This is a genomic window from Schaalia sp. 19OD2882 (genome assembly GCF_018986735.1).
In the GTDB taxonomy this organism is placed as follows: domain Bacteria; phylum Actinomycetota; class Actinomycetes; order Actinomycetales; family Actinomycetaceae; genus Pauljensenia.
In genome coordinates, this window is sequence record NZ_CP065521.1 from 864,864 (window position 1) to 887,456 (window position 22,593).

Sequence of the window (22,593 nt, forward strand, 5' to 3'; positions counted from 1 at the left end):
GGAGTGGCAGACTTTCCCTAAATTTGGAGCCATGGGTGCGGCCCCGCGCCCTCCGATGAAAGGACCATCGAAGATGAAGAACGTGACGACGAAGATTCTCGCGCTCGCCGTGGCCGGCGGCCTCGCCTTCTCACTGAGCGCCTGTGGAAACACTGGTGGCGGCTCGACCCAGTCCGGCTCGACCAGCACCACGCAGTCCGGCAGCTGACCCGACCTTCTGCGCAAGGATCCCTCGGTACGTTCGCTCGTCGAGCGGGTACCGGGGGATCCGTGCATTCGCTGAGATTCGTCCGTCAACCCGTGAGATTCGTCCGTCGGGGGGGCGGGCCGCACGGGGCGGCCCACCCCGTGCTCACATCCGAGGGACGAGGGCGAAGAGGTTGTGGTGCCAGCACAGGAAGAGCGTGGCCGCCGTCCCGGCCGCCACGAACAGGGCCCAGAGTGCGGCGCCCCACCGGCGACGGCCCACGGCCGTCACCAAGCGAGCAAGTGCCGCCACTCCGCCCAGGGCCACCAACGCCAAGCCGGCCTGCACGACCCTGAAACTCACGATCTCGGGCTTCAAAGCTGCCGTTGACAAGGCGCTGAAGACGGCCAAGGCGATGAAGGCAAGCAATGTGCCCAGCCCGACCAGTACCATCGCGCGGCGGCTCCACCTCTCCAGGCCGCCCTCGTCGACAATGGGCGAGTCGGGTGCGAACTTGAGCAGATGGCGACGGTGGCGGGCACCCACGACGAAGACCAGCAAAGTGCCCAGGGCTGCGGGCAGCGCCAGTGCCAGCACCAGCCACAAGAAGGTGCTGGAGTCCAAGAACTCCTGGCGCCTCAGCTCATGGGCGGGCACGTGCAGGATCGTCGTTCCGTCGGTGACGAAGGTGGCGCCGATCGGGCCACTGCCCTTTCCGTCGACCGCCTGCCACACGCCGTCACGGACCATGCGCCACCGGGCGGGTGAACCGGTCAGGGACACCGTGTCGTCCTCGTTGGCCACCACGGTGACCTCCGACAGGGGAATCGATGTGCGCATGATCCCGCTGTACTGGATTCGTGAGGACACATAGGTGCCGGCCAGGGCCCGGGCGGCCTCGTGGGCCCCCGCGGCTGCGTCGGGCACCTCGGGGCGCGCCGCCAGGTACCGCTCGACGAATTGCTGGACCAGGACGGGGCGCACATCGCCCTTGTTGCCCGAACCGAGCCCGTTCTGCATGACCACCAAGCCGGTGTCGTGCTCCGGGAAGACCCAGACCATGGCATGGGCCTGGGTGAGGTCGCCCTCGTGCCCGACCACACGCACGCCATTGGTCGTCGTCACGAAGAATTGCAGGCCCATTGTGTTGGGAGAGGTGGCGTACAAGGGGGCCTTCTGGGTGTCGATGGCCGGGGAGGTCATCTGATCCAAGGTCGCCTCGTCCAGGACGCCGTCGGGGCCGTGGCCAAGCAGGAAGTTCGCGAAGCGCGCCATGTCGGCGGCAGTGGCACTGCCGCCACCGGCGGGAGCCATGCCGATGCGTTCGAAAGGCTGTGCCCCGGTGGACTGGGCCGGGTCGGTGAAGCCCTGGGCCACCGAGCCGTCGATGTCGGTGGGGACGGGCTGGAGCATCGTCGAGTGCGTCATGCCCAGGGGGGCGAGGATCCGGTCGCGGACCGTGTCAGTCCACGGCTTGCCGCCAACCTTTTCGACGATCAGCCCCAGCAGGGTCACTCCGTAATTCGAGTATGCCGACACCGTGCCGGGTGCGTGCACCTGTGCCGGCTGGTCGCGCGCGACCTCTTCGAGAGAGGGCTGGGGCGCAGCCGGGTCCTTGACCAGGATCTGCCCCAAGTACTCCTCGAAGCCGGCCGTGTGGGTCATGAGGTCACGCACGGTCGGCTCGCCCATGGGCAGGTCCAGGGGGACGTCGATGTACTGGGTGATCCCGGCGTCCAGGTCGAGGCGTCCGTCCTTGACCAACTGCATGGCGGCGATCGCCGTGAAGAGTTTGGTGACCGAGCCCAGTCGGAACAGGGTGCGCTCCGGATCCACCGGTGTGCCCAGCGGGTCTCCCGCCGACCACTGGTCCGTCGCCCCGTAGCCCTTGGCCAGCAGTACCTTCCCTCCCTTGACGACAGCCACCGCCGCGCCCGGTCCATCCGTGGTGGACAGGATCGAGGGGATCAGGCCGTCCAGCCATGCCTCGGCATCTGCGGCGTCGAGGGCGTGGAGCCCACCGGCAGGTGCCACGGCCGACTGCGGGGCCGCAGGAACGGGCAGGGCGGACTGCGGATCGTCGGTACGCGGGTCGGCGGGAGAAGGAGCAGCCACGGACGGGCAGGCCAGGAGCAGTGCAAGCAGTACCGCCAGAACGAGGGCGGTCATGCGGATGGGTATCAGGACGCCTGGCAGGACGCGACTTGTGGCTGACTGGGGGTTGGGGCTCACAGGCACTCCTTCATCGGTGACATGCGTGTCGGAACGGAGACTCGCTTCAATGTTCCCAGCAGACGCGCGGAGGTGTCCACGGGGCCCTGGACGGTCGTTGCAAGGTGGTGAAACTCTTGGAATACTGACCGGATCACAAGTACAGGAAGTGAGACTGCCTTGTCGAATCCCCAGCAGGCGCGGCAACCGTTGACCCCCGAGCAGATCACCGCCATGCAACAGGCCGGCGCTGCGCCCGCGCAGATCGCGGCCGCGCAGTCCCCGTACGGGTCTGTCAGCGGCGTGCAGTGCACCGCCCCGCAGGCCACCCACGCCACCGAGTACGCCCAACCCGGCGCGCCTGTGGCCCCGTGGGTGGCACACATGCCGCGTACCGGATGGTCGATGCTCGTCGTCGGCGTGCTGCTGGGCGTGTGGAACATCGTCAACTCGATGTCACTGATCACCGGTGGCCTCCCCTTCCTTCAGGCCTACTTCCAGGTCGACCACTTCATGAATGCGCTCCAGGCCTACGGCTCGGTGATCCTGGTCCCCTTGGGCGCACTGGTCGCCATCGTCGGCTTGGTTCTCAACGGGCGGTGACCGGACCACAGGTGTCGAGCGACACGACTTCTGGGATGATGTCGCATGGGCCTCCACTGGTCCCCACAGCGATCCCGCACGGAAGGAATCCCATGAAGGCACTGAAGTCCTTGGCCGCAATCGCAGGAGTCGCGGCGCTCGCCATTTCCCTGACCGCCTGCAATGCCGTCCAGAACATCGCCGAACGCCAGATCGAGAAGGCCATCGAAGAGCAGGCCAGCGGGTCGGATGTGCGCCTTGACGTCACCGGCGACGGGGTCGACGTGCCTGCGGACTTCCCCGCCGACATCCCCCTGCCCTCCGCGAAGCCGAACCTGGTGACCGACCAGAGCGGCGGATACCTGCTCGTGTGGGCCGAGGGTTCTAAGCAGGACTTCGACGCCCAGGTTGCGGCCATGGAAGCCGCCGGGTTCACCGCCGAGGACCTCGGCCAGCCCACGGAGGGCCTGTCGAATGTCGCCTTCCAGAACAACTCCTGGACCGTGACCCTCACCTTGGCCGGCCAGAAGGGCCTCAGCATGCTCGTGGTTCCCATCGGCGGCTGACGCCGGGCTCACAGAGCCACAGCGGCCGTCAGAGCCTCACAGCCAGATGCTCAGAGGCGTCAGCGCCCGGTTGCGCGAAGCCCTCGCCCCGGGTCCTTCACCTTGCGTCCGACGAAATGGTCCATCGTCGACGAGACCCCGAACAGGTCGGTGATCCAGTCAAGGACGGGAACGGGAAGGACCTTCAGGGCCATGACCGCGTTGGCGAACACCGGCATGACCTTGCGCTGCTGACCCTTCTCAACGGCGTCCAGCACCTGCTCGGCCACCCGACGCGGATCCAGGATCGGCAGCAGCGCCGGAATCTTGGTGCGCACCCCGTCGAACATGCCGGTGTCCACGTAGTAGGGGGCAGCCACCAAGGTGTGGACCCGCGAGCCGCGGTGGCGCAACTCGCTGCGCAGAGACTCGGTGAAACCGATCGCCGCGAACTTCGACGCCGAGTAGTCCGTCTGGCGGGAGACACCCACCAGCCCCGCCGCAGAAGCGATGGTGACCACCGACCCCTTGTCGCGGGCGATCATGCCGGGCAGGAAGGGGCGAGTGCACCGGTACAGGGAGAAGGTGTTGACCTCGAAGGTGCGTCGCACATCGGTGTCGTTGAGTTCATCGAAGTACTTGCCGGTGACGATACCCGCACAGTTGACCAGGATGTCCACGCGGGAGAACTCCTCCAGGACACCGGCCCCGGCGTCCTTGACCGACGTCGTCGAGGCCACGTCCACCGACCACACTCGGGCGCTGACGCCTGCGGCCACGATGTCCGCTGCCACCCGGTTGGCGGCGTCCTCGTCGATGTCCCACAGGAGGACCGCCTTGGCTCCCCGTGCTGCCGCCCCTCGGGCGACGAGGGCGCCGATGCCCGATCCCGCCCCGGTGACCAGGACGACGGCGCCGCGTACGGGCACCACGGTGGGACGCAGGAAAGGCGGCAAGAACGATGGTTGCTCGAACACGAGGATCTCCTAGGGTCGTTACCTTGGAATTCTCCCGCAACTACGCCGCTACCGCGACCGAATCGACCGGCCCCCGGGCGTCAACGATCCAGGAAGGGCAGGTGGCGCGCCACCTGCAACCATGTGCCCATCAGGTGCGCCCATGCCTCCTCACCCATGCCCAAGGGCGCTTGAAGGCCGAAGAGCCGCTGCGTGGACACGCTCTGGGTCTCGGTGTACTTCAGCAGTCCTTCGCGTCCGTGACGTCTGCCCAGCCCCGAGCGCCCGCGCCCGCCCATTTCGGCGCCGGGCGAGGCCCACGTGGCCGCGTAGCCCTCATTGACGTTCACCGTGCCGCATCGGATCCTGCGCGCAAGTGCCCGCGCGGCAGTGGCGTTGGCGCTCCACACCGACGCATTCAGACCATAGGGGGATGCATTCGCCAGGCGCAGGGCCTCCTCGTCGTCGGCCACCCGGTACACGCTCACCACAGGACCGAAGGTCTCCTCCGCGAAAACCTCCATCGCGGAGGTCACGTCGGTGAGCACCGTAGGCAGGTAGGCGCTCGGATCCGACGGGTCGGGCGAAGCCTGTGGACAGAAGGATCCGCCGGTGAGCACCCGCGCGCCCTTCGCCACCGCGTCGCGGACGTGGGCGTCGACCCGTCGGGCGTGCGCCGAGGTGATGAGCGGCCCGATGGCAGTGGTCCACTCCATGGTGGCGCGCACGCCCACGCGCCCGGCCGCCTCGACAAAGGCCGGGACGAAACGATCCCACACCTGCGCATTCACGTAGATCCGCTCGATCGACACGCACAGCTGCCCGGAGTTCGCGAAACACGCCTTGACGGCGCCGCGCACCGTGCGCTCCACAGGAGCATCCGCCCGAACCACCATCGGGTTCTTGCCGCCGAGCTCCGCAGAGGCCGCCACCAGGCGGGCGGCCGCCCGCGCGGCCACCCGAGCGCCTGTGGGGCTGGAACCGGTGAACATCACGGCGTCGGCCTCGTCGACGATCGCCGAACCCACCACCGAACCGGACCCGGGCAGCACCTGGAACACCTCGGAGGGCAGCCCTGCCCGGTGGAACAGGGACGCCACCGCCAGCGCGGTGAAGGGGGTGGCCGAGTCGGGTTTGAGGATCACCGCGTTGCCGGCCACCAGCGCCGCCATCGCATCGCAGGCCGTCAGGATCAACGGGTAGTTCCACGGGGCGATGATCCCGACCACTCCCTTGGGGTGGTGGTGGACCTCCGTGCGGGTCAGTACGGGGATGACGCCGGTGCGCCTTTCGCTCCGCAGGCGGGAGGCGGCCGTGTGCGCCAGGTGGCGGGCGGTGATGGCGACGTCGGCCACCTCTTCGAAGGCGTGGGCCCGAGCCTTGCCCGACTCCCACTGGACCAGGTCCAACAGAGCGTCCCTGTGCTTCCAGACGAGGTCGTGGAAGGCCAGCAGGACACGTGTGCGCTCACGCAGGGGCCGGGACGCCCACAGGGCGCCGGCGCGCCGGGCGGCAAGGGCAGCGCCGGCGACCTCATGCCGCCCCAAGGCCGGCACTTGGCCGATCGGCGCGCCGGTCAGGGGGGAGGAGACCTGCACAGTGCGCCCAGCGGCGCCGGCCCAGTCCTCGTCGAAGGGGCGCCCAGCAGCGGCGAGGGCGCCCTCCGGGGGCCAAGTGGCACCCAGGATGCGCAGGGCGTTCCTGCCGCGGGCGTCCATGACCTCGCGGGTCATCGGCGGCTCCGGCGTGGGGCGGCGGGAAGCCTCAGCGGGCACCGGCGTCACCGACTCCACCTGCGTCCTCGTCCTCGGCGCGCAGGCGCGGCACCGACGCCTTTTCCGGGTGGAAGCCGGACTTCGTCGCGTAGAAGGCGCGGATCCGGTCCATGTCTGCGCGCAGGTCCTGGCCCGGACGGATGCTGTGCCCCCAGCCGAAGGTCATCGTCGACCGGTCGACGAAGCCCAGGAAGACGGGCAGGTCGGCGCCCGTGGCGATCCTGTGGAACCCGGACTTCCAGTACGGGCGCGCAGACCGGGTCCCCTTCGGAGTCAGGACCACGGTGAAGGGCGACTCCTCGCGCGAGAGCTGCACGATGCGGTCGACCAGACCACTGCCGGCGCTGCGGTCCACGCCGATTCCGCCGATCCACCGCACCCACGGTCCGAAGAGAGGCTTGCGGATGATCGAGTCCTTGACCAGGAAATGGAAAGGACGCCCCAGCGACCAGAAGCACAGGGCCATGAACACCCCGTCCCAGTTCGACGTGTGTGGGGCACCGATGACCATTGCCCGCTCGGGCAGGGGTTCGTGGACGAAGGTCCAGCGCGAAAAGCGCAGGTAGGTCCGGGCGATGAACTGGCGCGCACGCACAGTGCCTCCTGGGGTGGGGGATCGGGGCCCTTGTGGGCCGTGCTTCCAGATTACGAGGTCGCGGCCCCGGGCAATGCAGGTCGGGGTTTCAGCCGATGATCTGCAGGCGTGCGGCGAGCCAGTCGACCTGCTCGGCAAGGGCCATGGTCCACACCTGCCAGGAGTGGGTTCCCGGGTAGGTGCGTTCTTCGACGCTCATGCCGGCCCCGCGTGCCGCCTCGGCCAGGCGCTTGACTCCCGGCAGGTACTCGCTGTCGTCCGCGCCCACGCTGAACAGGACGGACAGGCCCTCGTAGCGATGCGTGCCCAGCAGGGTCAGGGGGTCATTGGCCTGGTAGGCCGCGCGGTCGCCTCCGAATCCTTCACTGATGGTGCGTTCCTCGGAGCCGAGGGTCGGATGCTCCTCGCCGGACATGGACAGCACTGTCGTGTAGACCTGCGGCGCGCGGGTGGCCACCTGCAGGGCGCAGGTGGCGCCGTTCGACAGGCCGCCGATCGCCCACCGGCTGTGGTCCGGGTCCACCTTGAGGTTGTGGGCGATCCAGGCCGGCACGTCCTTTTGCAGGTAGGTGGCCACGTCACCGTGCGCCGCGTCGGAGCACAGGGGGTTGACGGTGTCGGAGGACAAGGGGTCGGCCACGACGACCACCGGCGCCAACCCTTGGTGGTTGGCCGCCCAGGCGTCCATCGTCTCCTTCACGCGGCCGATGGTGAACCAGTCGCCGGGCTGGCCCGGCTGCCCGGCCATGAGGACAAGGACCGGCAGTACCGGGGGTGTGGCGCTCAGGTAGGCGGGCGGGACGTAGATCCATGCCGGTCGGGGAGAGAAGTCGCCTGAGGCGGGAATCTCGGAGGTGTACACATTGCCTTGGGCAGGCATCCCGGAGGGGGCCTTCCAGGAGGCCGCCAGGGGGCCCTGCGGGCGAGCGGGTTTGGCGGCCGACTGCGGGGAGGCGGCGGTGGCCCCGGGCTGGGGGGCGGAGGCGCCGGCTCCGGACTGCCCGCCGCCTGCGGGGGGCAGGGGCGTGGCATTGATCCCCCAGCCCATGACGGCGCCGAGCGTGGGGTAGGCGCCAAAGGTGGAGTTCACGCCCACGGCGCCCGTGAGGAATGCGACCACCGCCAGCGCCAGGCCCACCAGGAACAGGCCGAGGCCGCGACCCACGCCGAGCCCGCGAGCGGTCCTGCGATGCATGGCCGAATCGACTCCCTTGTGGTCGCCCGCACGCCGGGCGGCCCGCACCTGGGAACTCCACCCGGACAGGATCTCGGCAATCACGAGCACCACGGCCCCGATCCACGTGAAGGTCGCTTTCCCGACCCCGTCGGCGAAGGGGCGCCACAGGACGTCGACCCCCACCCAGGCGAGGAGGGCGACGATCGGGCCGGCGAGGAGAACCAGGACCTGGCCGACGGGCCCCAGGTGGCGGGTCCACAGGAACCAGCAGACCAGGGCGAGCACCACCAACACCGCCCCGCACCAGGTCACCGGGTCCGGGACGATCAGTGGCAGGGGCGCCAGCCACGCGATGATTGCCTCAGTCATGGGTCACCAACTTCTGGGCGAAACGAGCGGTTTCCACGGGTCCCAGACCGGGCAGGTAGGCCTTGGCGATGGCCGCACCCACTGCGGGAAGGTCGGTCACGTCCGGGACGACGAGGTACAGGGGTTCGAACCTCGGCTGGAACTTCGACTTGAAGAAGTGCAGGGAGCGGAACCCGTAGACCGGTTCGAGCAGGGCGCCCAGGGAATCGAGCAGGGGTTCGATCCGCTCGGCCGCCGCCGAATGGGTGCCGTCGGGTCCATGAGTGGGTGCCGAGTGGGCAAGGGGAGCCCCCGACAGGGACAGGACCTGCAGGCCTTCTTCCTTGGCGTCGAGGGCGGCGCGGCCGATGAGGAACTCCACGACGGGCCGGAAACAGCAGTCGCGTCGACGCATGACGTCCAGGGTGAGGCCGATCAGCCGGCCCTGCCGGTGAATCGGCAGCCACGAGGTCACGGCGTGGACGGTTCCGTCCTTGTCGAGGGCCAGGAGGAGCCTGGTGTCCGCATCCTTGATCTCCGTCAGCCCGCCCAGGGTGAAGCCCATCTCTGGCAGGGCCTTTTCAGCGACCCATTGGTTCGAGATCGCCCGGATCTGGTCGCGCATGCCGGCCGGAGCGGATTGCCATGTGGTCCAGCGGGCCTCGATGCCCTCCGTCTTGGCGCGGTTGAGGGCGGTGCGCACGTCCTGGAACTTCTTTCCTGTGAAAGCCAGGTCAGGCAGGTCGATGAGGGCCTCCTCCGCCACCTGCACACTGGTCCATCCGAGCCGTTGGGCGAGGGCTGCGGTGGGGGCGTGCACCGAGTACAGGGCCGGTACCAGCGAGTGTTCCGTGCAGTGCTCGGCGAAGGCTTCGACCGTGCCTGCCAAGTCCGTGGTGCATGCGGCAGGGTCGGCAAGGGTCAGACCCACCCCGTGGGCCGCGCGGTAGGCGATCATCGCCCTGCCCTCGGGTGCGAACCAGCGGCTGTTGCCCGGCCAGGTGAGCATCCACCCGAGGGTGCCCGCGTCGGTGGCCCGCACGATGTCTCTGGCCCTGTTCTGCGTGGCCGAGGCCGTGGTCTGCAGGTCCGCAGGGGTGGAGGTGAACAGTCGCAGGAGGATGGCGACCGCCCCCGCCCACACGAGGACCGGAAGCCAGTTCACCACCAGGAAGGCCGCGGGTGAGGAGGGGAGCAGCGGGGGAGTGAGGAGGAACAGGGCGGTGGGCGGAAGGAGCCTGGCCCAGTAGTTGGCGGCAAGCAGCTCCCACGTGGCTGCGGGGACGAATTGGCTGCGGATCATCAGGCCGCCCACCACTGCGACGAGGCTGCCGAGCACTGCCACCGTGGCAAGGGCGACTCCGGCCCAGACGAGGTCGCGGCGCGTGGATCTGACGCGGAACCACCGCCTGTTCCACACGACCACTGCCAGCGTCGTCAGGGGAAGCAGGACCGGCACCACCAGTTGGCCGACGGGAAGGTCGTTGGCGAAGGTGATGTCAATGGCGGCATTGCCTTCGAAGATGAAGTCCTCCCGAGGCACCAGGATCCGTGCGAAGGCGAAGACGGCCAGGGCCGATTCCACGACGACCGCCACCCAGAAGGCGGACCGTCGCCCGCGCAGCAGTCCCATTGCCACAGCGAGTTGCAGGAAGACCGGCATGATCGTCAGGGCGATCGGCGCGGTTCCGGTGGTGCGCAGGGTGTCGATGGCGTGGGCGCATGTGGCAAGGTCGACCCTCTCACACAGGTCCATGAGGGACTCCACCGTGAGGTAGCCGGGGTCGAGGCCGAGGCGTGCGGAGGCGAGCGGCCCGTTGGCGTGCGTGTACCACAGGGCCAGCAACGAGCCGACGGAGACCACGGACATGAGCAGTGCCACCAGGGTTCTGCCTTCGTGGCGGGTTCCCACCAGGGGGCGTTCCCTGATTCCCAGCACCGAGCGCAGGATCGATCCTGCGACGAATGCCCCGAGTGTGGCGGAGATGAACAGTGCCATGGCGTTCGCCGTGCCTCCGAGCGCCGCGAGCAGCAGTGTGGACAGCAGGACGACCGCGAGGACGCGCCGACGGGCCAATGCGTTCAGGGTGCGGCCCCACGCGGCCACCACGGCGGCCAGGACGAGGCCGATTCCGCCGGGTGGGGCGGTCATGAGCTGGTCAAGCCAATGCATGCTGTCGGCCACGAGCAGGATCATCTGAGTGATGACGAGAGCGGCGACGGAACACGTGGCCGCCACCGCAGTCCACGTGCCGGTGCCCAGACGGTGTTCGACCAGGGCGCCGATGGTGACCATGGCCAGGACGGCCACGGCCAGTTGGTGCCATGTGGGAGTCCACAGGAGGGCCGTCACGACCACCCACGGACGCGCCAGGGGATCGGCTGTGGTGTGCAGCGCCGGGTACCAGGACGCATGGCCGAGGATTCCGGCCAGGCCAACCGTCAAGGCGAGTGCGGCCAGCGTGGTTGCGGCGGGCGCCCCGCGTACGCACCTGACCAGAAGTCGTCCTGCGGAAGAAAGGGATGTCAGCCAGCGGTGGCGGGGCCGTGTGGGCTCGGCCGCAGTGTCGCTCACGTGAACTCCTTCAGGTCGGACAGGGCCGTTCACATGTGCTCATGATGGCGTGGCCTGTCACGTCATGTTACCCAGTGACCATCGGTGCTCAGGTCCGTGCTTGCCCGGTCGGGTGCCGCCGGGAGTGCCGGCCCCGATCAGTCGAGGGGGTCGACGTGCAGGGAAATGGCCATGGTGCGTGAGGCTCCGACCGGCAGCTCCATGGCGTCCTCGCGCACGTTGCCCGCTTCGACACAGACGAAGGAGATCCACTCGTGGTCATCCATGTCGGCGATCTCGCGGGCCCCGCAGATCCACGGGGTCCACACGATGGTGCTGGCGGAGCGGTCCTTCTCCAAGCAGATCCGGCGCAGCCACCGGGGGTCCTCGATGACCAGGGGCGCGCAGGAGCGGTAGATGCGGTCGGTGCTGTCGACGAGGGCGACTTCGCCGCGTTGGGTGTGGACCTGTCCGTCGAGCAGGTCACGGTACTGGGCGTCCTCCAGGCCGCCAATGGTCACGTCCTTGAGGTCGCCGACGGCCACGTAGGCGTGCAGCGCCGCCTCGACGAGGTAGTCGTGGTCGTCGTCATTTCGCATGGTGAGTTCCACGAGCAGATCCGCATCGTCCAGCCGGACGCTCATGGTCGCCGTGAACGCGTGGGGGAATGTTCCACCGTGGTCCTCGCGGCCGTGGGTGAGTTCGAACTCGACGGCGCCCTCGTCCTGGGAGACGACCGACCACGTGGACATGCGCGCAAACCCGTGCGCCCGGGCGGTTGGCTCCACAGGTGCAGCGGACAGGGAGGCGGGTCCGAACCACGGAAGACACACGGGGACTCCACCACGGATCGGACGCGAGCCGTCGGTGACCGCCTTGGAGGACATCCACAGGACCGGCTTGTCGTCCGTGGGAGCCCAGCTGAGCAATTGGGCGCCCAAAGTGGTGAGAGTGGCGGCAGATGCACCATTGTCCAAACTGATCCGATCAGGGGTCCCCATGGGCCGATCCTACGTGGTGACAAGTGGTTGCGAGGAGACCTCGACCGGTCGGGAGGGGCCGCGCGAGTGCAGTGTGAGCGTGTCCGATGTCGCAGAGGTCACTTCAAGGAGGATCACAGGGGCGCACTACGCTGGAGTCAGCACGCCCACCGTCGCGCGGAGCACCGCCCTCGTCCCCTCGGACGGCAGGCCGGCGGTCTCCGTGCCCAGAAGGAGACCCCCATGCCCCAGCGCCCGGACCTGCGCAACGTCGCCATCGTCGCCCACGTCGACCACGGGAAGACGACGCTCGTGGACGCGATGCTGTGGCAGTCCGGTGTCTTCTCCGAACGCGACACGGTGGACAAGACCGGCGAGCGGGTCATGGACTCCGGCGATCTGGAGCGCGAAAAGGGCATCACGATCCTCGCCAAGAACACCGCCGTCCACTACCGCGGGCCTGCCGCCCAGGAGATGGGACTGACCGGCGGGGTCGTCATCAACGTCATCGACACCCCCGGCCACGCGGATTTCGGCGGCGAGGTCGAACGTGGCCTGTCCATGGTTGACGGCGTCGTCCTGCTGGTCGACGCCTCCGAAGGTCCCCTGCCCCAGACCCGTTTCGTCCTGCGCAAGGCCCTGCAGGCCCAGCTGCCCGTCGTCGTCGTGGTCAACAAGGTGGACCGACCGGACTCGCGCATCGAGGAGGTCGTCTCGGAGACCACCGACCTGTTGCTCTCCTTGGCCGAGGACCTCATGGACGACGGTGTCGAGGCGGATGTGGACGCGCTTCTGGACGTGCCCGTCGTCTACGCCTCCGCCAAGGCCGGGGTGTCCTCCCTGACGAATCCTGGCGACGGACTCCTGCCGACCGAGGACCTGGAGCCCCTGTTCCGCACGATCCTGCAGCGCATCCCCGGCCCCACCTTCGAGGAGGGCGCACCCCTGCAGGCGCATGTCACCAACCTGGACGCCTCGCCCTTCCTGGGACGCCTTGCCCTGCTGCGTGTCCACAACGGCACCCTGCGCAAGGGCTCCACCGTGGGCCTGGCCCGCCACGACGGCACCTTGAAGACCGTGCGCATCTCGGAGCTGCTGCGCACCGAGGGCCTGGAGCGCCACAGCGCCGAGTCCGCCGAGCCGGGCGACATCGTCGCCGTGGCCGGCATCGAGGACATCACCATCGGAGAGTCCCTGGTCGACCTGGAAGACCCGCGACCCCTGCCTCTCATCACGGTCGACGACCCGGCGATCTCCATGACCATCGGCATCAACACCTCGCCCATGGCGGGCCGTGTCAAGGGCGCGAAGGTCACGGCCCGCCAGGTCAAGGACCGTCTGGACAAGGAACTGGTGGGCAACGTCTCCCTCAAGGTCCTGCCCACCGACCGCCCCGACGCCTGGGAGGTCCAGGGACGCGGCGAACTGGCCCTGGCGATCCTGGTCGAGCAGATGCGCCGCGAAGGATTCGAACTGACCGTCGGCAAGCCGCAGGTCGTCACCAAGCAGATCGACGGCGCCACCTGCGAGCCCATGGAACGTATGACCATCGACATTCCCGAGGAGTACCTGGGGGCCGTCACGCAGCTCATGGCGGCGCGCAAGGGACGCATGGAGACGATGGCCAACCACGGGTCCGGGTGGATTCGCCTGGAGTTCGTGGTCCCTGCACGCGGCCTCATCGGATTCCGCACCCGCTTCCTCACCGAGACCCGCGGAACCGGAATCGCCAGCTCCATCTCCGAGGGCTACGCCCCGTGGATGGGGCCCATCGAGCAGCGCCTGACCGGATCCTTGGTGGCCGACCGGGCCGGCCAGGCCACTCCCTACGCGATGATCAACCTGCAAGAGCGCGGTGTTTTCATCGTCGAGGCCGGCTCGGAGGTCTACGAGGGGCAGGTCGTGGGTGAGAACCCGCGCGGCGAGGACATGGACGTGAACATCTGCCGCGAGAAGAAGCAGACGAACACGCGCTCCGCCACTGCCGACGTGTACGAGTCCCTCACTCCTTCGCGTCGCCTGACCCTGGAGGAGTCCCTGGAGTTCGCCGCCAACGACGAATGCGTGGAGGTCACTCCGGAGGCTGTGCGTGTGCGCAAGGTCGTGCTGGACGCCCAGGAGCGTTTCAAGATCGCCGCCCGGCAGCGCCGCGCCCAGAAGTGAGGGGCGTAGGGCCGGTCACCGCCTTGCCGGGATGGCCCGACCGGTGACCATCGTCCACGCGTCGACTCGGACCAGGGTGCCATCGCGCTTTTGCACCAGGACATGGCTGAGTTCCGTGTGCATCAACTCACCGGCCACCTCGTGCAACCCGTCGTCCAGGCGCGCCAGCAACGCCACCCGTTGCCCCGGCCTCCAGTCGAGCCACGGCGGGCGCGGGGCAGGGGCGCCAGGATCGCGGGTGCCACCTGCAGGGGGTGCTGTGCCATCGTCCATGGGTGGATAATATGAGCTGTTCACCGGCCGGCGCGGAGCCGGCACCCGTTGGGGAGGAGCAAGGGAAATGACCTACGTCATCGCGCAGCCCTGCGTGGACGTCAAAGACCGCGCGTGTGTCGACGAGTGCCCCGTCGACTGCATCTACGAGGGTGCCAGGTCCTTGTACATCCACCCGGAGGAATGCGTCGACTGCGGTGCCTGCGAGCCCGTGTGCCCCACGGAGGCCATCTTCTACGAGGACGACCTGCCCGAGCAGTGGTCCGACTACTACCGGGCCAATGCCGACTTCTTCAACGACCTGGGCTCGCCCGGCGGCGCCCAGCGAGCCGGAGTGCAGGACTTCGACGATGCGATGATCGCCGCCTTGCCCCCACAGAACCAGGAGTACCTGGACGCCAACTCCTGACACCCGCATCTCCGCCCCGCCCTCGTCCCCGGAAGGACAGCGAAATGATGGAGCCCTTGCGCCTGCCCCGCGCCCTGGCACTGCCGGACTTCCCGTGGGACCTGCTGGCCCCCCACAAGCAGGTGGCCCTTTCCCACCCGGGCGACATCTGTGACCTGTCGGTGGGCACCCCGGTGGATTCCACCCCGGACCTGGCCCGCGCGGCCTTGGCCGAGGCCTCCGACGCCCACGGCTACCCGGTGGTCGTCGGCACCGAGGAGGTGCGGGACGCCATCCGCACCTGGTGTCGCAGCCGAGGCATGGTCGACCCCGGACCCGACGGGGTGGTGCCGACCATCGGTTCCAAAGAGGCGGTCGCCTTGCTGCCGCGTCTTCTCGGCGTGGGGCCCGGGGACAGGGTCCTGGTCCCGAAGGTCGCCTACCCGACCTACGACATCGGCGCCCGCCTGGCCGGAGCCACCCCCGTTCCCGTCGACCCGACGCGCCCCGAGGACTGGCCCGATGCGACCCTCGTGTGGCTGAACTCTCCGGGCAACCCCGACGGGCACGTCCTGTCCGTCGACCACCTGCGGGCCGCCCGGGACTGGGCACGGGGGCGTGGCGCGGTCCTGGTCGCCGATGAATGCTACGCGGCCCTGCCCTGGCAGGCTCCGTGGACCCGGACGGGTGTGCCCTCCCTGCTGTCCGACGGGGTGTGCGAGGGCGATCCCACGGGTCTGCTGGTGCTGTACTCCCTGTCGAAACAGTCGAACATGGCGGGTTACCGGGGAGCCCTCATGGCCGGCGACCCGAACCTGGTGCGTGCGGCCGTCGAGGTGCGCAAACATGCCGGACTCATGGTGCCGGCCCCCGTCCAACACGCCATGGCCATCGCACTGGCGGACCGCGCGCATGTGGAGGCGCAGGTGGCGCGGTATGCGGCGCGTCGCGCACGTCTGTTGGAGGCCCTGTCGCGCACGGACCTGGTCAATGATCCCGAGTCGGTGGCCGGACTGTACCTGTGGGTGCGGCGCGACCGGGAAGGCGTGGGGGCAGAGCAGGTCTTCGCACGTGGGGGAGGGGACTCCTGGGAGCTGGTGCGCGCCTTCGCGGCCCTCGGCATCCTCGTGGCCCCGGGCGACTTCTACGGCGAGGCCGCCCACGGTGCGGTCCGCATCGCGCTGACCGCCTCTGACGAGCGCATCGAGGCAGCCGCCCGCCGGATCGAGGAGGGCCTGTCCGGAACGTGGTGAACCCTGACGAACTTTTGGTTCAGGGATTACAGTTGGGACCAGGGTCCCACATTCGGTGGGGCAGTGTGCTGGAGTGTCGAGGTCGACATTGGCACTGATCATCAAGGAGGTCCTGACCATGTCCAAGGCCGCAACCGAGAACGACACCGCCACCGGGACGCCCATGGAATCCCCCGCCGCACCCGCGGCGAAACTCGTCGTGGGGGAGTCCAGCGTGGACCTGCCCCGCGAAGCCGCCACCGTGGGTACCGACGGCGTGCGCATCGGGCGCCTCATGGCGGACGCGGACTTGGTCACCCTGGACACCGGCTTCACCAACACGGCCTCGTGCCGATCCTCCGTCACCTTCATCGACGGGGGTGAAGGCATCCTGCGTTACCGTGGCTACCCCATCGAACAGCTTGCGAAGAACTCATCCTTCCTCGAGGTCGCCTACCTGCTCATCCACGGGGAACTGCCTGATGCCCCCACCCTCGAAGCCTTCATCCGCCGCGTGATGAAGCACCGCCTGCTGCACGAGGACTTCAAGGCCTTCTTCACCGCCTTCCCCCACAACGGCCACCCGATGGCGATCCTCCAGGCGGGTGTGGCGGGCTTGGCCACCTACTACGAGTCAACCCTGGACCCGCGCGATGCCGAACAACTGGAACGCGCCCTGGTCCTGCTGATCGCGAAACTCCCGACCATGATCGGCTACATCGCCAAGCGCTCCGCCGGTCTGCCACTGCTGTACCCGGACAACCAGCGCGGATACACCGAGGACTTCATCCGCATGACCTTCGGGATGCCCTACCAAGCCTACGACATCGACCCGGCGATCGTGCGCGCCCTGGACATGCTGTTGATCCTGCATGCCGACCACGAGCAGAACTGCTCGACCTCGACGGTGCGTCTGGTGGGCTCCTCACAGGCGAACCTGTACGCCTCGGTGGCCGCAGGTGTGGGCGCCTTGGCCGGCCCTCTGCACGGCGGCGCGAACGAGGCGGTCCTGCGCATGCTCCGCGAGATCCGGGCCACCGGCCAGAGCGTGCAGACCTATGTGGAGCGCGTGAAGAACAAGGAGGCCGGGGTGCGCCTCATGGGATTCGGGCACCGCGTCTACAAGAACTACGATCCGCGTGCGGCCATCGTCAAGGAGACGGCCCACGACGTCCTGTCCCGCCTGGGCAAGCGTGACGAGCTGCTCGACATCGCCATGGAGCTGGAGGACATCGCCCTGTCGGACGACTACTTCAAGGCGCGCAAGCTCTACCCGAATGTCGACTTCTACACGGGCCTCATCTACTCCGCCATGGGCTTCCCCACGAAGATGTTCACCCCGCTCTTCGCCCTGGGGCGCCTTCCCGGTTGGATCGCCCAGTACAAGGAGATGACCGAGGACCCGGAGACGAAGATCGGCCGTCCGCGCCAGGTCTACGTCGGCGAGGTCCAGCGCGACTACGTGCCCATGCGGCTCCGTCAGCGCCGCGCGGAGATCTGAGGGCAAGCGGCCGCCCCGCCGGTGGCCCTCCAAGCCGGCGGGGTCATGCCACCGGAGTGTCGGTGTCGGCAAAGACGATGGGCCGGTCGCCGCGGGCCAGAGCCTCCACCCGACCGGACATGGAATTGCGTCGGAACAGGACGTTCGAGGCGCCTGCAAGTGCCCTTGCCGGCACGATGCGCGGGTCCTGGAACAGGCCGTTGGACCCCGGGATGACGCCGCCACTGGGCATGAGCGCCACCTTCGTGCCGGCAGTGAGGTACAGGCCGGCTTCCACCACGCAGTCGTCACCCAAGGGGATGCCCAGACCGGAATTGGCGCCCAGAAGGCAGCGCTTGCCGACGCGGACCCGCGTCCGTCCCTCGCCCGAGAGGGTTCCCATGGTGGAGGCTCCACCACCCACGTCCGACCCGTCATCGACGACGACTCCTTGCGAGATGCGGCCTTCCACCATGGAACGCCCCAGGGTCCCGGAGTTGTAGTTGACGAAAGCGGCGTGCATGACCGAGGTGCCCTCTGCCAAGTGGGCACCCAGGCGCACCTTGGCGCCCTCGGCGATGCGCACTCCCGAGGGGACCACGTAGTTGACCATCGGCGGGAACTTGTCGACTCCGTGGGCCGTCACCGGGTGGCCCAGGTGGGCACGCAGGCGCAGGCGCGTGGCCTCGAAGTCCTCGACCGCGCAGGGGCCGGCGCTGGTCCACACGACATTGGGCAGACGCGAGTGGATCCCGTCCAGGTTGATGGTGTTGGGGCGCACCAGGCGGTGAGAGAGCAGGTGCAGGCGCAGGTACGCGTCGGCGGTGGACTGGGGCTGGTCGTCCAGGTCGACGACGCAGGTGACCACCGAGGCGCGTACCCGGCGGGCTTCGTCTGCCTGCTGCATGGCGGCCAGGGTCTCGAGCAGCTCGGGGTCGCCGGCCTCGGGCTTGTCCCCGAGGCGCGGGGAGGGAAACCAGACGTCGAGCGTCTGTCCTGAATTCGTCACGGTGGCAAGGCCGATGCCCCACGCAGTCGTCGTCTCCATGACCGCTACTTTACGCGTTCTTGTCTCAGAACTGGTGGGCGTCCCACAGTTCGTGCCAAGTCACGCCGACTTCGCGGGCAAGGGTACGCAGCAGCGGCAAGGAGATGCCGACCACATTGTGAGGATCCCCTTCGACTCCGCGGACGAAAGCGCCGCCCAATCCGTCGATCGTGAAGGAACCTGCCACGTGCAGCGGTTCGCCCGTGGCCACGTAGGCGTCGACCTCGTCCTGGTCCATGTCGGCGAAGTGCACCACGGTGGAGGCGGCGGCGCCTGCCCGGGCGAGCACCTCGCGTCGCGCCCCGGGGGCGGTGGCGGCCGACAGGAGCGCCACCGCGTGGCCCGTCCACAAGGTCGCTGTGGAGCCACTCATGGCGAGGATTCGCCGACGCGCCTCTTCGGGGGAGCCGGGTTTGCCGACCACCTGCCCGTCGGTGTCCAGCATCGAGTCGCAGGCGACGACGAACATGGTGCTGTCGTGGGGGACGTGGGCGTGCTCGACCTCGACCAGGTGGGTCAATGTCTCCTCCAACTTCGCCCGGGCGAGGACCTGGACCTGCTCGGCCGCTCCGGCCGCCTCTCCTCGGGCGCGGGCCCGGTCGATGAATGCGGCGAGAACGGCGTCCTCGTCCACATCGGAAGGAAAGACCGAGGGGGTGATCCCTGCGGCACGCAAGGTGGCCGATCTGGCGGGGGACTTCGAGGCGAGGGCGAGGATCATGGGCCGATTCTCGCAGACCGGAGACGGTACGGGCTCGGCGGCTCACGGAGGGCGCTTCGCACAATGTGACGAAAATGTGACAATCGCTTACAATTCGAAGTGATGATGGACACATCTTTCAGGGGGTGCTCGCCGTGACTGACGTCCGTGAGCCCACCTCGCACGTTCTCGAAGTGCCGCCCGCGCCCGAGTCGACGCTCACCTCCTACGCCTCCACACTGCTCGGCGGTCCCGTGGTGCACAGCGCCCGCGACCTCGCTTCACGCACCGGCACCACCGTCGAAGGCGTACGCCGATTCTGGTCCGCCATGGGCTTTCCCGTCCGCGACCCCGAAGCACTCGCATTCACCCACCGGGACTTGGGCGTGTACGCCTCATGGACGGAACTCCTCGAATCCGGTGCCATCGACGAAGCCACCAGCCAGTCGCTGCTGCGTGCCAACGCCCACCTGGCCGACCGACTGGGCCTGTGGCAGGTCGAAGCCTTGGTCGAGGACGCCGTGCGGCGCCTGGGCCTGGACGACACGACCGCCCGCATCTACGTCCTGGACCACATGCGCGACAAGGTGGCGGTCCTGGAGCGGATGATGACCCACTCCTGGCACCGGCAACTCGAAGCCCTGCTCTCGCGCATGGACTCCGAGGTCGCCGCCAGGGGCCTGGAGGACGTCAAAGCCCGCTTTCCCCTGACGCGCTCCCTCGGCTTCGTCGACATGGTCTCCTTCACCTCGCACTCGACGATCATGGGAGACGCCCTGGTCGGCCTCATCCAGCGATTCGAGGAGGAGTCGCGCGCCGCCGTGACCGAGGCAGGCGGACGAGTGGTGAAGATGATCGGTGACGCGGTCATGTACATCGCCGACGACCTGCCCACCGGACTGGAGGTCGCCAGTTCCCTCATCGAAAGGCTCGGCGCCGACGAGGAGATCCTTCCCGTGCGCGCCTCCTTCGTCCGTGGGGACGTGTTCTCCCGTTCGGGAGACGTTTTCGGACCCACCGTCAACCTTGCTGCCCGACTGGCGGACATTGCGCCGGTCGGCAGGATCCTCACCGACCCGACCACCGCTGCCGGTATCGCCGCCGACGAGATCGGAGCAAGCTACCGCCTGGAGGAATTCCCCTCGGCGGAACTGCGGGGATTCGGGCAGGTCTCGCCGTATCTGTTGACCCGCATCCAATGAGTGGGGTGGCGCGTCGACGCGGCGTGAGGAGACTTTGCAATGTGACGATCTGGCTTGGAGAAAGTCAACAGAACTGAAAGTTCGGGAGTGTTCCAGTATAGGATGGCTCCATGACCACGGTACTTCTTGTCGAAGACGACCCCGCGATCTCCGAACCTCTTGCCCGCGCCCTGGGGCGCGAAGGCTACCAAGTGCGCGCCCACGGCACCGGCCGCGGAGCCCTGTCGGAGGTTGACGGTGTCGACCTGGTCGTCCTCGACCTCGGCCTGCCCGACATCGACGGGCTGGAGGTTGCCCGCGAGATCCGCCAGTCCGGACGCGCAGTGCCGATCCTCATCCTCACGGCACGCACCGACGAGGTCGACATGGTCGTCGGCCTGGATGCCGGCGCGGACGACTACGTGACCAAGCCCTTCCGCCTGGCAGAACTGCTGGCCCGCGTGCGGGCCCTCCTGCGTCGCACCGGTGCCGACAGTGTCGAAGGAGAACTGGTCGCCCAGGACGTACGTGTGGACGTCCACGCCCACCGCGCCTTCAGTGGGGAGCGGGAGTTGCAGCTCACCGCCAAGGAATTCGACCTGCTGCGCGTCCTGGTGCGCGAGGCCGGAAATGTCGTCGAACGCGAGACCCTCATGCGTGAGGTCTGGGGATCCGACCCCACCGGCTCCACGAAGACCCTTGACATGCACGTGTCGTGGCTGCGGCGCAAACTCGGTGACGACGCCGCCGACCCCCGCTACGTCACCACCGTGCGCGGCATGGGCTTCCGCTTCGAAAAGGCCGCACGCTGACCCGACCTGGCTGACGGGAGGCCGAAGTGCGCAAACGCGCCGTGAGGATGATCCTCTCAGCGGTCACCGTCGTCGCCCTGCTGCTCGGCATCCCGGGCGCATTGGCCGCCTCGGTCCTCCAGTGGCGCACCGAGCAGATGAACCTCGACTCGCGCGCCCTGTCCCTGCTGCGTGCCGTCGACCGGCGCATCCAGACCACCGGCTCCGTGCCCGAGTCGCTCGTCGAGGCATGGGCGCTGCCCCTGGACGAGGACGAGCCCGACGTCTACGCCCTCGTGCGCACCATCGACGCCGGGGACCACACGGTCGGCTCTCCCGTCCAGGACCCCGTCCTGGTGGCCACCGCCCACTCCGCCTCGGCGACCGTGCGGCTGGAAGTCTCCGCCGTGGGTACGATCCAGCGGATCATCCGCACCTGCGCCCTGTTCCTCAGCGGCATGATCGCCTCGATGGCAGTCGGGTGGATGATGGCGAACCGGCTCTCCAGGCGACTGTCCGCCCCCCTCATCTACCTGTCGGCCCAGGCCGAGCAGATCGGCTCGGGGCAAGTGCGGGCGCGGCTTCGGCCCTCAGGGATCGAAGAGATCGACCTGGTCCAAGAAGAACTGGTCCGAACGGGTGAGCGCATGGCCGGGCGCTTGGCCGCCGAACGTCAATTCGCCGCAGATGCCAGCCACCAGTTGCGCACTCCGCTGACTGCGCTGTCCATGCGACTCGAAGAGATCGAACTCATCTCCACCGAAGCGGAAGTCCAGGAGGAGGCGCGTTCGTGCCTCGAACAGGTCGAACGCCTGACCGATGTGGTCTCGGAACTGCTCGATCCCTCCAAACGTGCCGGCGGCACGACCACCGCCATCCACCTGCTCGAAGTCTTCAACGACCTGCGTGAGGAATGGGAGCCGCAATTCGACAAGGCCGGGCGTGCCCTCATCTTCACCGACGAGGCAGGTGTACCGGTCCTGGCCGACGGGGCCAAGCTCGGGCAGGTGCTGGCGACCCTCATCGAGAACGCACTGCGCTACGGGGCCGACACGGTCCGAGTGATCGCCAGGTCGTCGGCCAACAAGAGGGGCGTGGTCATCGACGTGTCCGACGAGGGCGCGGGTGTGGGAGCCGAGCTGGTACCGGACCTCTTCGAGTACGGGGTCTCCGGCCACGGCTCCACGGGCATCGGCCTGGCGCTGGCCAAGGACCTGGCGGCCGCCATGGGCGGACGACTCGAGTTGGCGCAGAACGCCCCGCCCGTCTTCCGCGTCTCGCTGGCGGCCGTTCCCGCCTCCCTCGATCCCGACCGGATCATGCCGATGGGGCCGCTGGTGTCCATGGGGCGTCGCTCACGCCGCTTCTGAAGGCACCGTTGGCGCGGGCGTCGTTTCCGAGGGCATGGCCCGGCCGATAGAGTGGGG

The 22,593-nt window shown here is 68.4% G+C and carries 20 protein-coding genes; 10 read left to right on the forward strand and 10 right to left on the reverse strand.

Annotated elements, in window-relative coordinates:
* Nucleotides 1–73 precede the first annotated feature (73 nt).
* The gene (locus I6B53_RS11220; protein WP_301554139.1) at nucleotides 74–208 is read left to right on the forward strand and encodes a hypothetical protein; all 135 of its coding nucleotides are present in this window, start codon (nucleotides 74–76) and stop codon (nucleotides 206–208) included.
* 144 nt (nucleotides 209–352) lie between these two features.
* Here the strand turns inward: I6B53_RS11220 and I6B53_RS03835 are convergent, their stop codons facing one another.
* Entirely contained in the window at nucleotides 353–2,356 is a 2,004-nt protein-coding gene (locus I6B53_RS03835; RefSeq protein ID WP_216764934.1) for a serine hydrolase, read from the reverse strand.
* Nucleotides 2,357–2,578: 222 nt separating this feature from the next.
* Here I6B53_RS03835 and I6B53_RS03840 point away from each other — a divergent pair, with 222 nt between their 5' ends.
* On the forward strand, nucleotides 2,579–3,001 hold the full coding sequence (locus I6B53_RS03840; protein WP_216764935.1) for a hypothetical protein: 423 nt from the start codon (nucleotides 2,579–2,581) through the stop codon (nucleotides 2,999–3,001).
* A 92-nt stretch (nucleotides 3,002–3,093) separates the two neighbouring features.
* Nucleotides 3,094–3,546: a hypothetical protein gene (locus I6B53_RS03845; protein ID WP_216764936.1), complete on the forward strand. Its 453-nt coding sequence runs from the start codon at nucleotides 3,094–3,096 to the stop codon at nucleotides 3,544–3,546.
* Between the two features lie 59 nt (nucleotides 3,547–3,605).
* On the opposite strand, the gene I6B53_RS03850 is transcribed toward I6B53_RS03845, so the two are convergent.
* From I6B53_RS03850 to I6B53_RS03875, 6 genes are all read right to left on the reverse strand, one after another.
* The gene (locus tag I6B53_RS03850) at nucleotides 3,606–4,502 is read right to left on the reverse strand and encodes an SDR family oxidoreductase (RefSeq protein ID WP_253953959.1); all 897 of its coding nucleotides are present in this window, start codon (nucleotides 4,500–4,502) and stop codon (nucleotides 3,606–3,608) included.
* An 80-nt stretch (nucleotides 4,503–4,582) separates the two neighbouring features.
* Nucleotides 4,583–6,214 carry a succinic semialdehyde dehydrogenase gene (locus I6B53_RS03855; protein ID WP_216764937.1) on the reverse strand — a complete coding sequence of 544 codons (1,632 nt, stop codon included), beginning with the start codon at nucleotides 6,212–6,214 and terminating at the stop codon, nucleotides 4,583–4,585.
* 31 nt (nucleotides 6,215–6,245) lie between these two features.
* A complete protein-coding gene (locus tag I6B53_RS03860; protein WP_216764938.1) occupies nucleotides 6,246–6,851 on the reverse strand; it encodes a 1-acyl-sn-glycerol-3-phosphate acyltransferase in 606 nt (201 codons plus the stop codon).
* Nucleotides 6,852–6,939: 88 nt separating this feature from the next.
* Nucleotides 6,940–8,397, reverse strand: coding sequence for an alpha/beta hydrolase family protein (locus I6B53_RS03865; protein WP_216764939.1), 1,458 nt, complete (start codon nucleotides 8,395–8,397; stop codon nucleotides 6,940–6,942).
* A complete protein-coding gene (locus I6B53_RS03870; protein ID WP_216764940.1) occupies nucleotides 8,390–10,951 on the reverse strand; it encodes a bifunctional lysylphosphatidylglycerol flippase/synthetase MprF in 2,562 nt (853 codons plus the stop codon). The genes I6B53_RS03865 and I6B53_RS03870 overlap by 8 nt, the downstream gene beginning before the upstream one ends.
* Before the next feature lie 137 nt (nucleotides 10,952–11,088).
* Nucleotides 11,089–11,931, reverse strand: coding sequence for a D-hexose-6-phosphate mutarotase (locus I6B53_RS03875; protein WP_216764941.1), 843 nt, complete (start codon nucleotides 11,929–11,931; stop codon nucleotides 11,089–11,091).
* A 222-nt stretch (nucleotides 11,932–12,153) separates the two neighbouring features.
* Here I6B53_RS03875 and typA point away from each other — a divergent pair, with 222 nt between their 5' ends.
* The gene (typA, locus tag I6B53_RS03880; protein WP_216764942.1) at nucleotides 12,154–14,073 is read left to right on the forward strand and encodes a translational GTPase TypA; all 1,920 of its coding nucleotides are present in this window, start codon (nucleotides 12,154–12,156) and stop codon (nucleotides 14,071–14,073) included.
* Between the two features lie 15 nt (nucleotides 14,074–14,088).
* On the opposite strand, the gene I6B53_RS03885 is transcribed toward typA, so the two are convergent.
* Nucleotides 14,089–14,346 carry a hypothetical protein gene (locus I6B53_RS03885; RefSeq protein ID WP_216764943.1) on the reverse strand — a complete coding sequence of 86 codons (258 nt, stop codon included), beginning with the start codon at nucleotides 14,344–14,346 and terminating at the stop codon, nucleotides 14,089–14,091.
* A gap of 67 nt (nucleotides 14,347–14,413) precedes the next feature.
* Between I6B53_RS03885 and fdxA the strand changes: the two genes are divergently transcribed.
* The 3 genes from fdxA (at nucleotide 14,414) to I6B53_RS03900 (ending at nucleotide 17,467) form a co-directional block, all read left to right on the forward strand.
* The gene (gene fdxA, locus I6B53_RS03890) at nucleotides 14,414–14,755 is read left to right on the forward strand and encodes a ferredoxin (RefSeq protein WP_216764944.1); all 342 of its coding nucleotides are present in this window, start codon (nucleotides 14,414–14,416) and stop codon (nucleotides 14,753–14,755) included.
* A gap of 47 nt (nucleotides 14,756–14,802) precedes the next feature.
* Complete coding sequence (gene dapC, locus I6B53_RS03895; RefSeq protein WP_216765321.1) at nucleotides 14,803–15,987, forward strand: succinyldiaminopimelate transaminase; 1,185 nt, start codon at nucleotides 14,803–14,805, stop codon at nucleotides 15,985–15,987.
* A gap of 163 nt (nucleotides 15,988–16,150) precedes the next feature.
* Entirely contained in the window at nucleotides 16,151–17,467 is a 1,317-nt protein-coding gene (locus I6B53_RS03900) for a citrate synthase (protein ID WP_216765322.1), read from the forward strand.
* 43 nt (nucleotides 17,468–17,510) lie between these two features.
* Here I6B53_RS03900 and dapD read toward each other — a convergent pair whose 3' ends face one another.
* Both dapD and I6B53_RS03910 read right to left on the reverse strand, forming a co-directional pair.
* Entirely contained in the window at nucleotides 17,511–18,494 is a 984-nt protein-coding gene (gene dapD, locus I6B53_RS03905; protein ID WP_216764945.1) for a 2,3,4,5-tetrahydropyridine-2,6-dicarboxylate N-succinyltransferase, read from the reverse strand.
* A 25-nt stretch (nucleotides 18,495–18,519) separates the two neighbouring features.
* A complete protein-coding gene (locus I6B53_RS03910) occupies nucleotides 18,520–19,215 on the reverse strand; it encodes a nucleoside triphosphate pyrophosphatase (protein WP_216764946.1) in 696 nt (231 codons plus the stop codon).
* A gap of 134 nt (nucleotides 19,216–19,349) precedes the next feature.
* On the opposite strand from I6B53_RS03910, the gene I6B53_RS03915 reads away from it, so the two are divergent.
* The 3 genes from I6B53_RS03915 to I6B53_RS03925 all read left to right on the forward strand — a co-directional run bounded on the left by I6B53_RS03915 (nucleotide 19,350) and on the right by I6B53_RS03925 (nucleotide 22,536).
* On the forward strand, nucleotides 19,350–20,396 hold the full coding sequence (locus tag I6B53_RS03915; protein ID WP_253953960.1) for an adenylate/guanylate cyclase domain-containing protein: 1,047 nt from the start codon (nucleotides 19,350–19,352) through the stop codon (nucleotides 20,394–20,396).
* A 110-nt stretch (nucleotides 20,397–20,506) separates the two neighbouring features.
* Complete coding sequence (locus tag I6B53_RS03920) at nucleotides 20,507–21,187, forward strand: response regulator transcription factor (protein ID WP_216764947.1); 681 nt, start codon at nucleotides 20,507–20,509, stop codon at nucleotides 21,185–21,187.
* Between the two features lie 26 nt (nucleotides 21,188–21,213).
* A complete protein-coding gene (locus I6B53_RS03925; protein WP_216764948.1) occupies nucleotides 21,214–22,536 on the forward strand; it encodes an ATP-binding protein in 1,323 nt (440 codons plus the stop codon).
* Nucleotides 22,537–22,593: the final 57 nt, after the last annotated feature.

Bases quoted from the DNA above. Each gene is read 5' to 3' on its own strand.
- I6B53_RS03845 (WP_216764936.1), top strand. From the start codon at position 3,094: ATGAAGGCACTGAAGTCCTTGGCCGCAATCGCAGGAGTCGCGGCGCTC.
- I6B53_RS03910 (WP_216764946.1), bottom strand. From the start codon at position 19,215: ATGATCCTCGCCCTCGCCTCGAAGTCCCCCGCCAGATCGGCCACCTTG.
- I6B53_RS03885 (WP_216764943.1), bottom strand. From the start codon at position 14,346: ATGGACGATGGCACAGCACCCCCTGCAGGTGGCACCCGCGATCCTGGC.
- I6B53_RS03900 (WP_216765322.1), top strand. From the start codon at position 16,151: ATGGAATCCCCCGCCGCACCCGCGGCGAAACTCGTCGTGGGGGAGTCC.
- I6B53_RS03835 (WP_216764934.1), bottom strand. From the start codon at position 2,356: ATGACCGCCCTCGTTCTGGCGGTACTGCTTGCACTGCTCCTGGCCTGC.
- I6B53_RS03875 (WP_216764941.1), bottom strand. From the start codon at position 11,931: ATGGGGACCCCTGATCGGATCAGTTTGGACAATGGTGCATCTGCCGCC.
- I6B53_RS03865 (WP_216764939.1), bottom strand. From the start codon at position 8,397: ATGACTGAGGCAATCATCGCGTGGCTGGCGCCCCTGCCACTGATCGTC.
- dapC (WP_216765321.1), top strand. From the start codon at position 14,803: ATGGAGCCCTTGCGCCTGCCCCGCGCCCTGGCACTGCCGGACTTCCCG.
- I6B53_RS11220 (WP_301554139.1), top strand. From the start codon at position 74: ATGAAGAACGTGACGACGAAGATTCTCGCGCTCGCCGTGGCCGGCGGC.
- typA (WP_216764942.1), top strand. From the start codon at position 12,154: ATGCCCCAGCGCCCGGACCTGCGCAACGTCGCCATCGTCGCCCACGTC.
- I6B53_RS03855 (WP_216764937.1), bottom strand. From the start codon at position 6,214: ATGACCCGCGAGGTCATGGACGCCCGCGGCAGGAACGCCCTGCGCATC.
- I6B53_RS03920 (WP_216764947.1), top strand. From the start codon at position 20,507: ATGACCACGGTACTTCTTGTCGAAGACGACCCCGCGATCTCCGAACCT.
- dapD (WP_216764945.1), bottom strand. From the start codon at position 18,494: ATGGAGACGACGACTGCGTGGGGCATCGGCCTTGCCACCGTGACGAAT.
- fdxA (WP_216764944.1), top strand. From the start codon at position 14,414: ATGACCTACGTCATCGCGCAGCCCTGCGTGGACGTCAAAGACCGCGCG.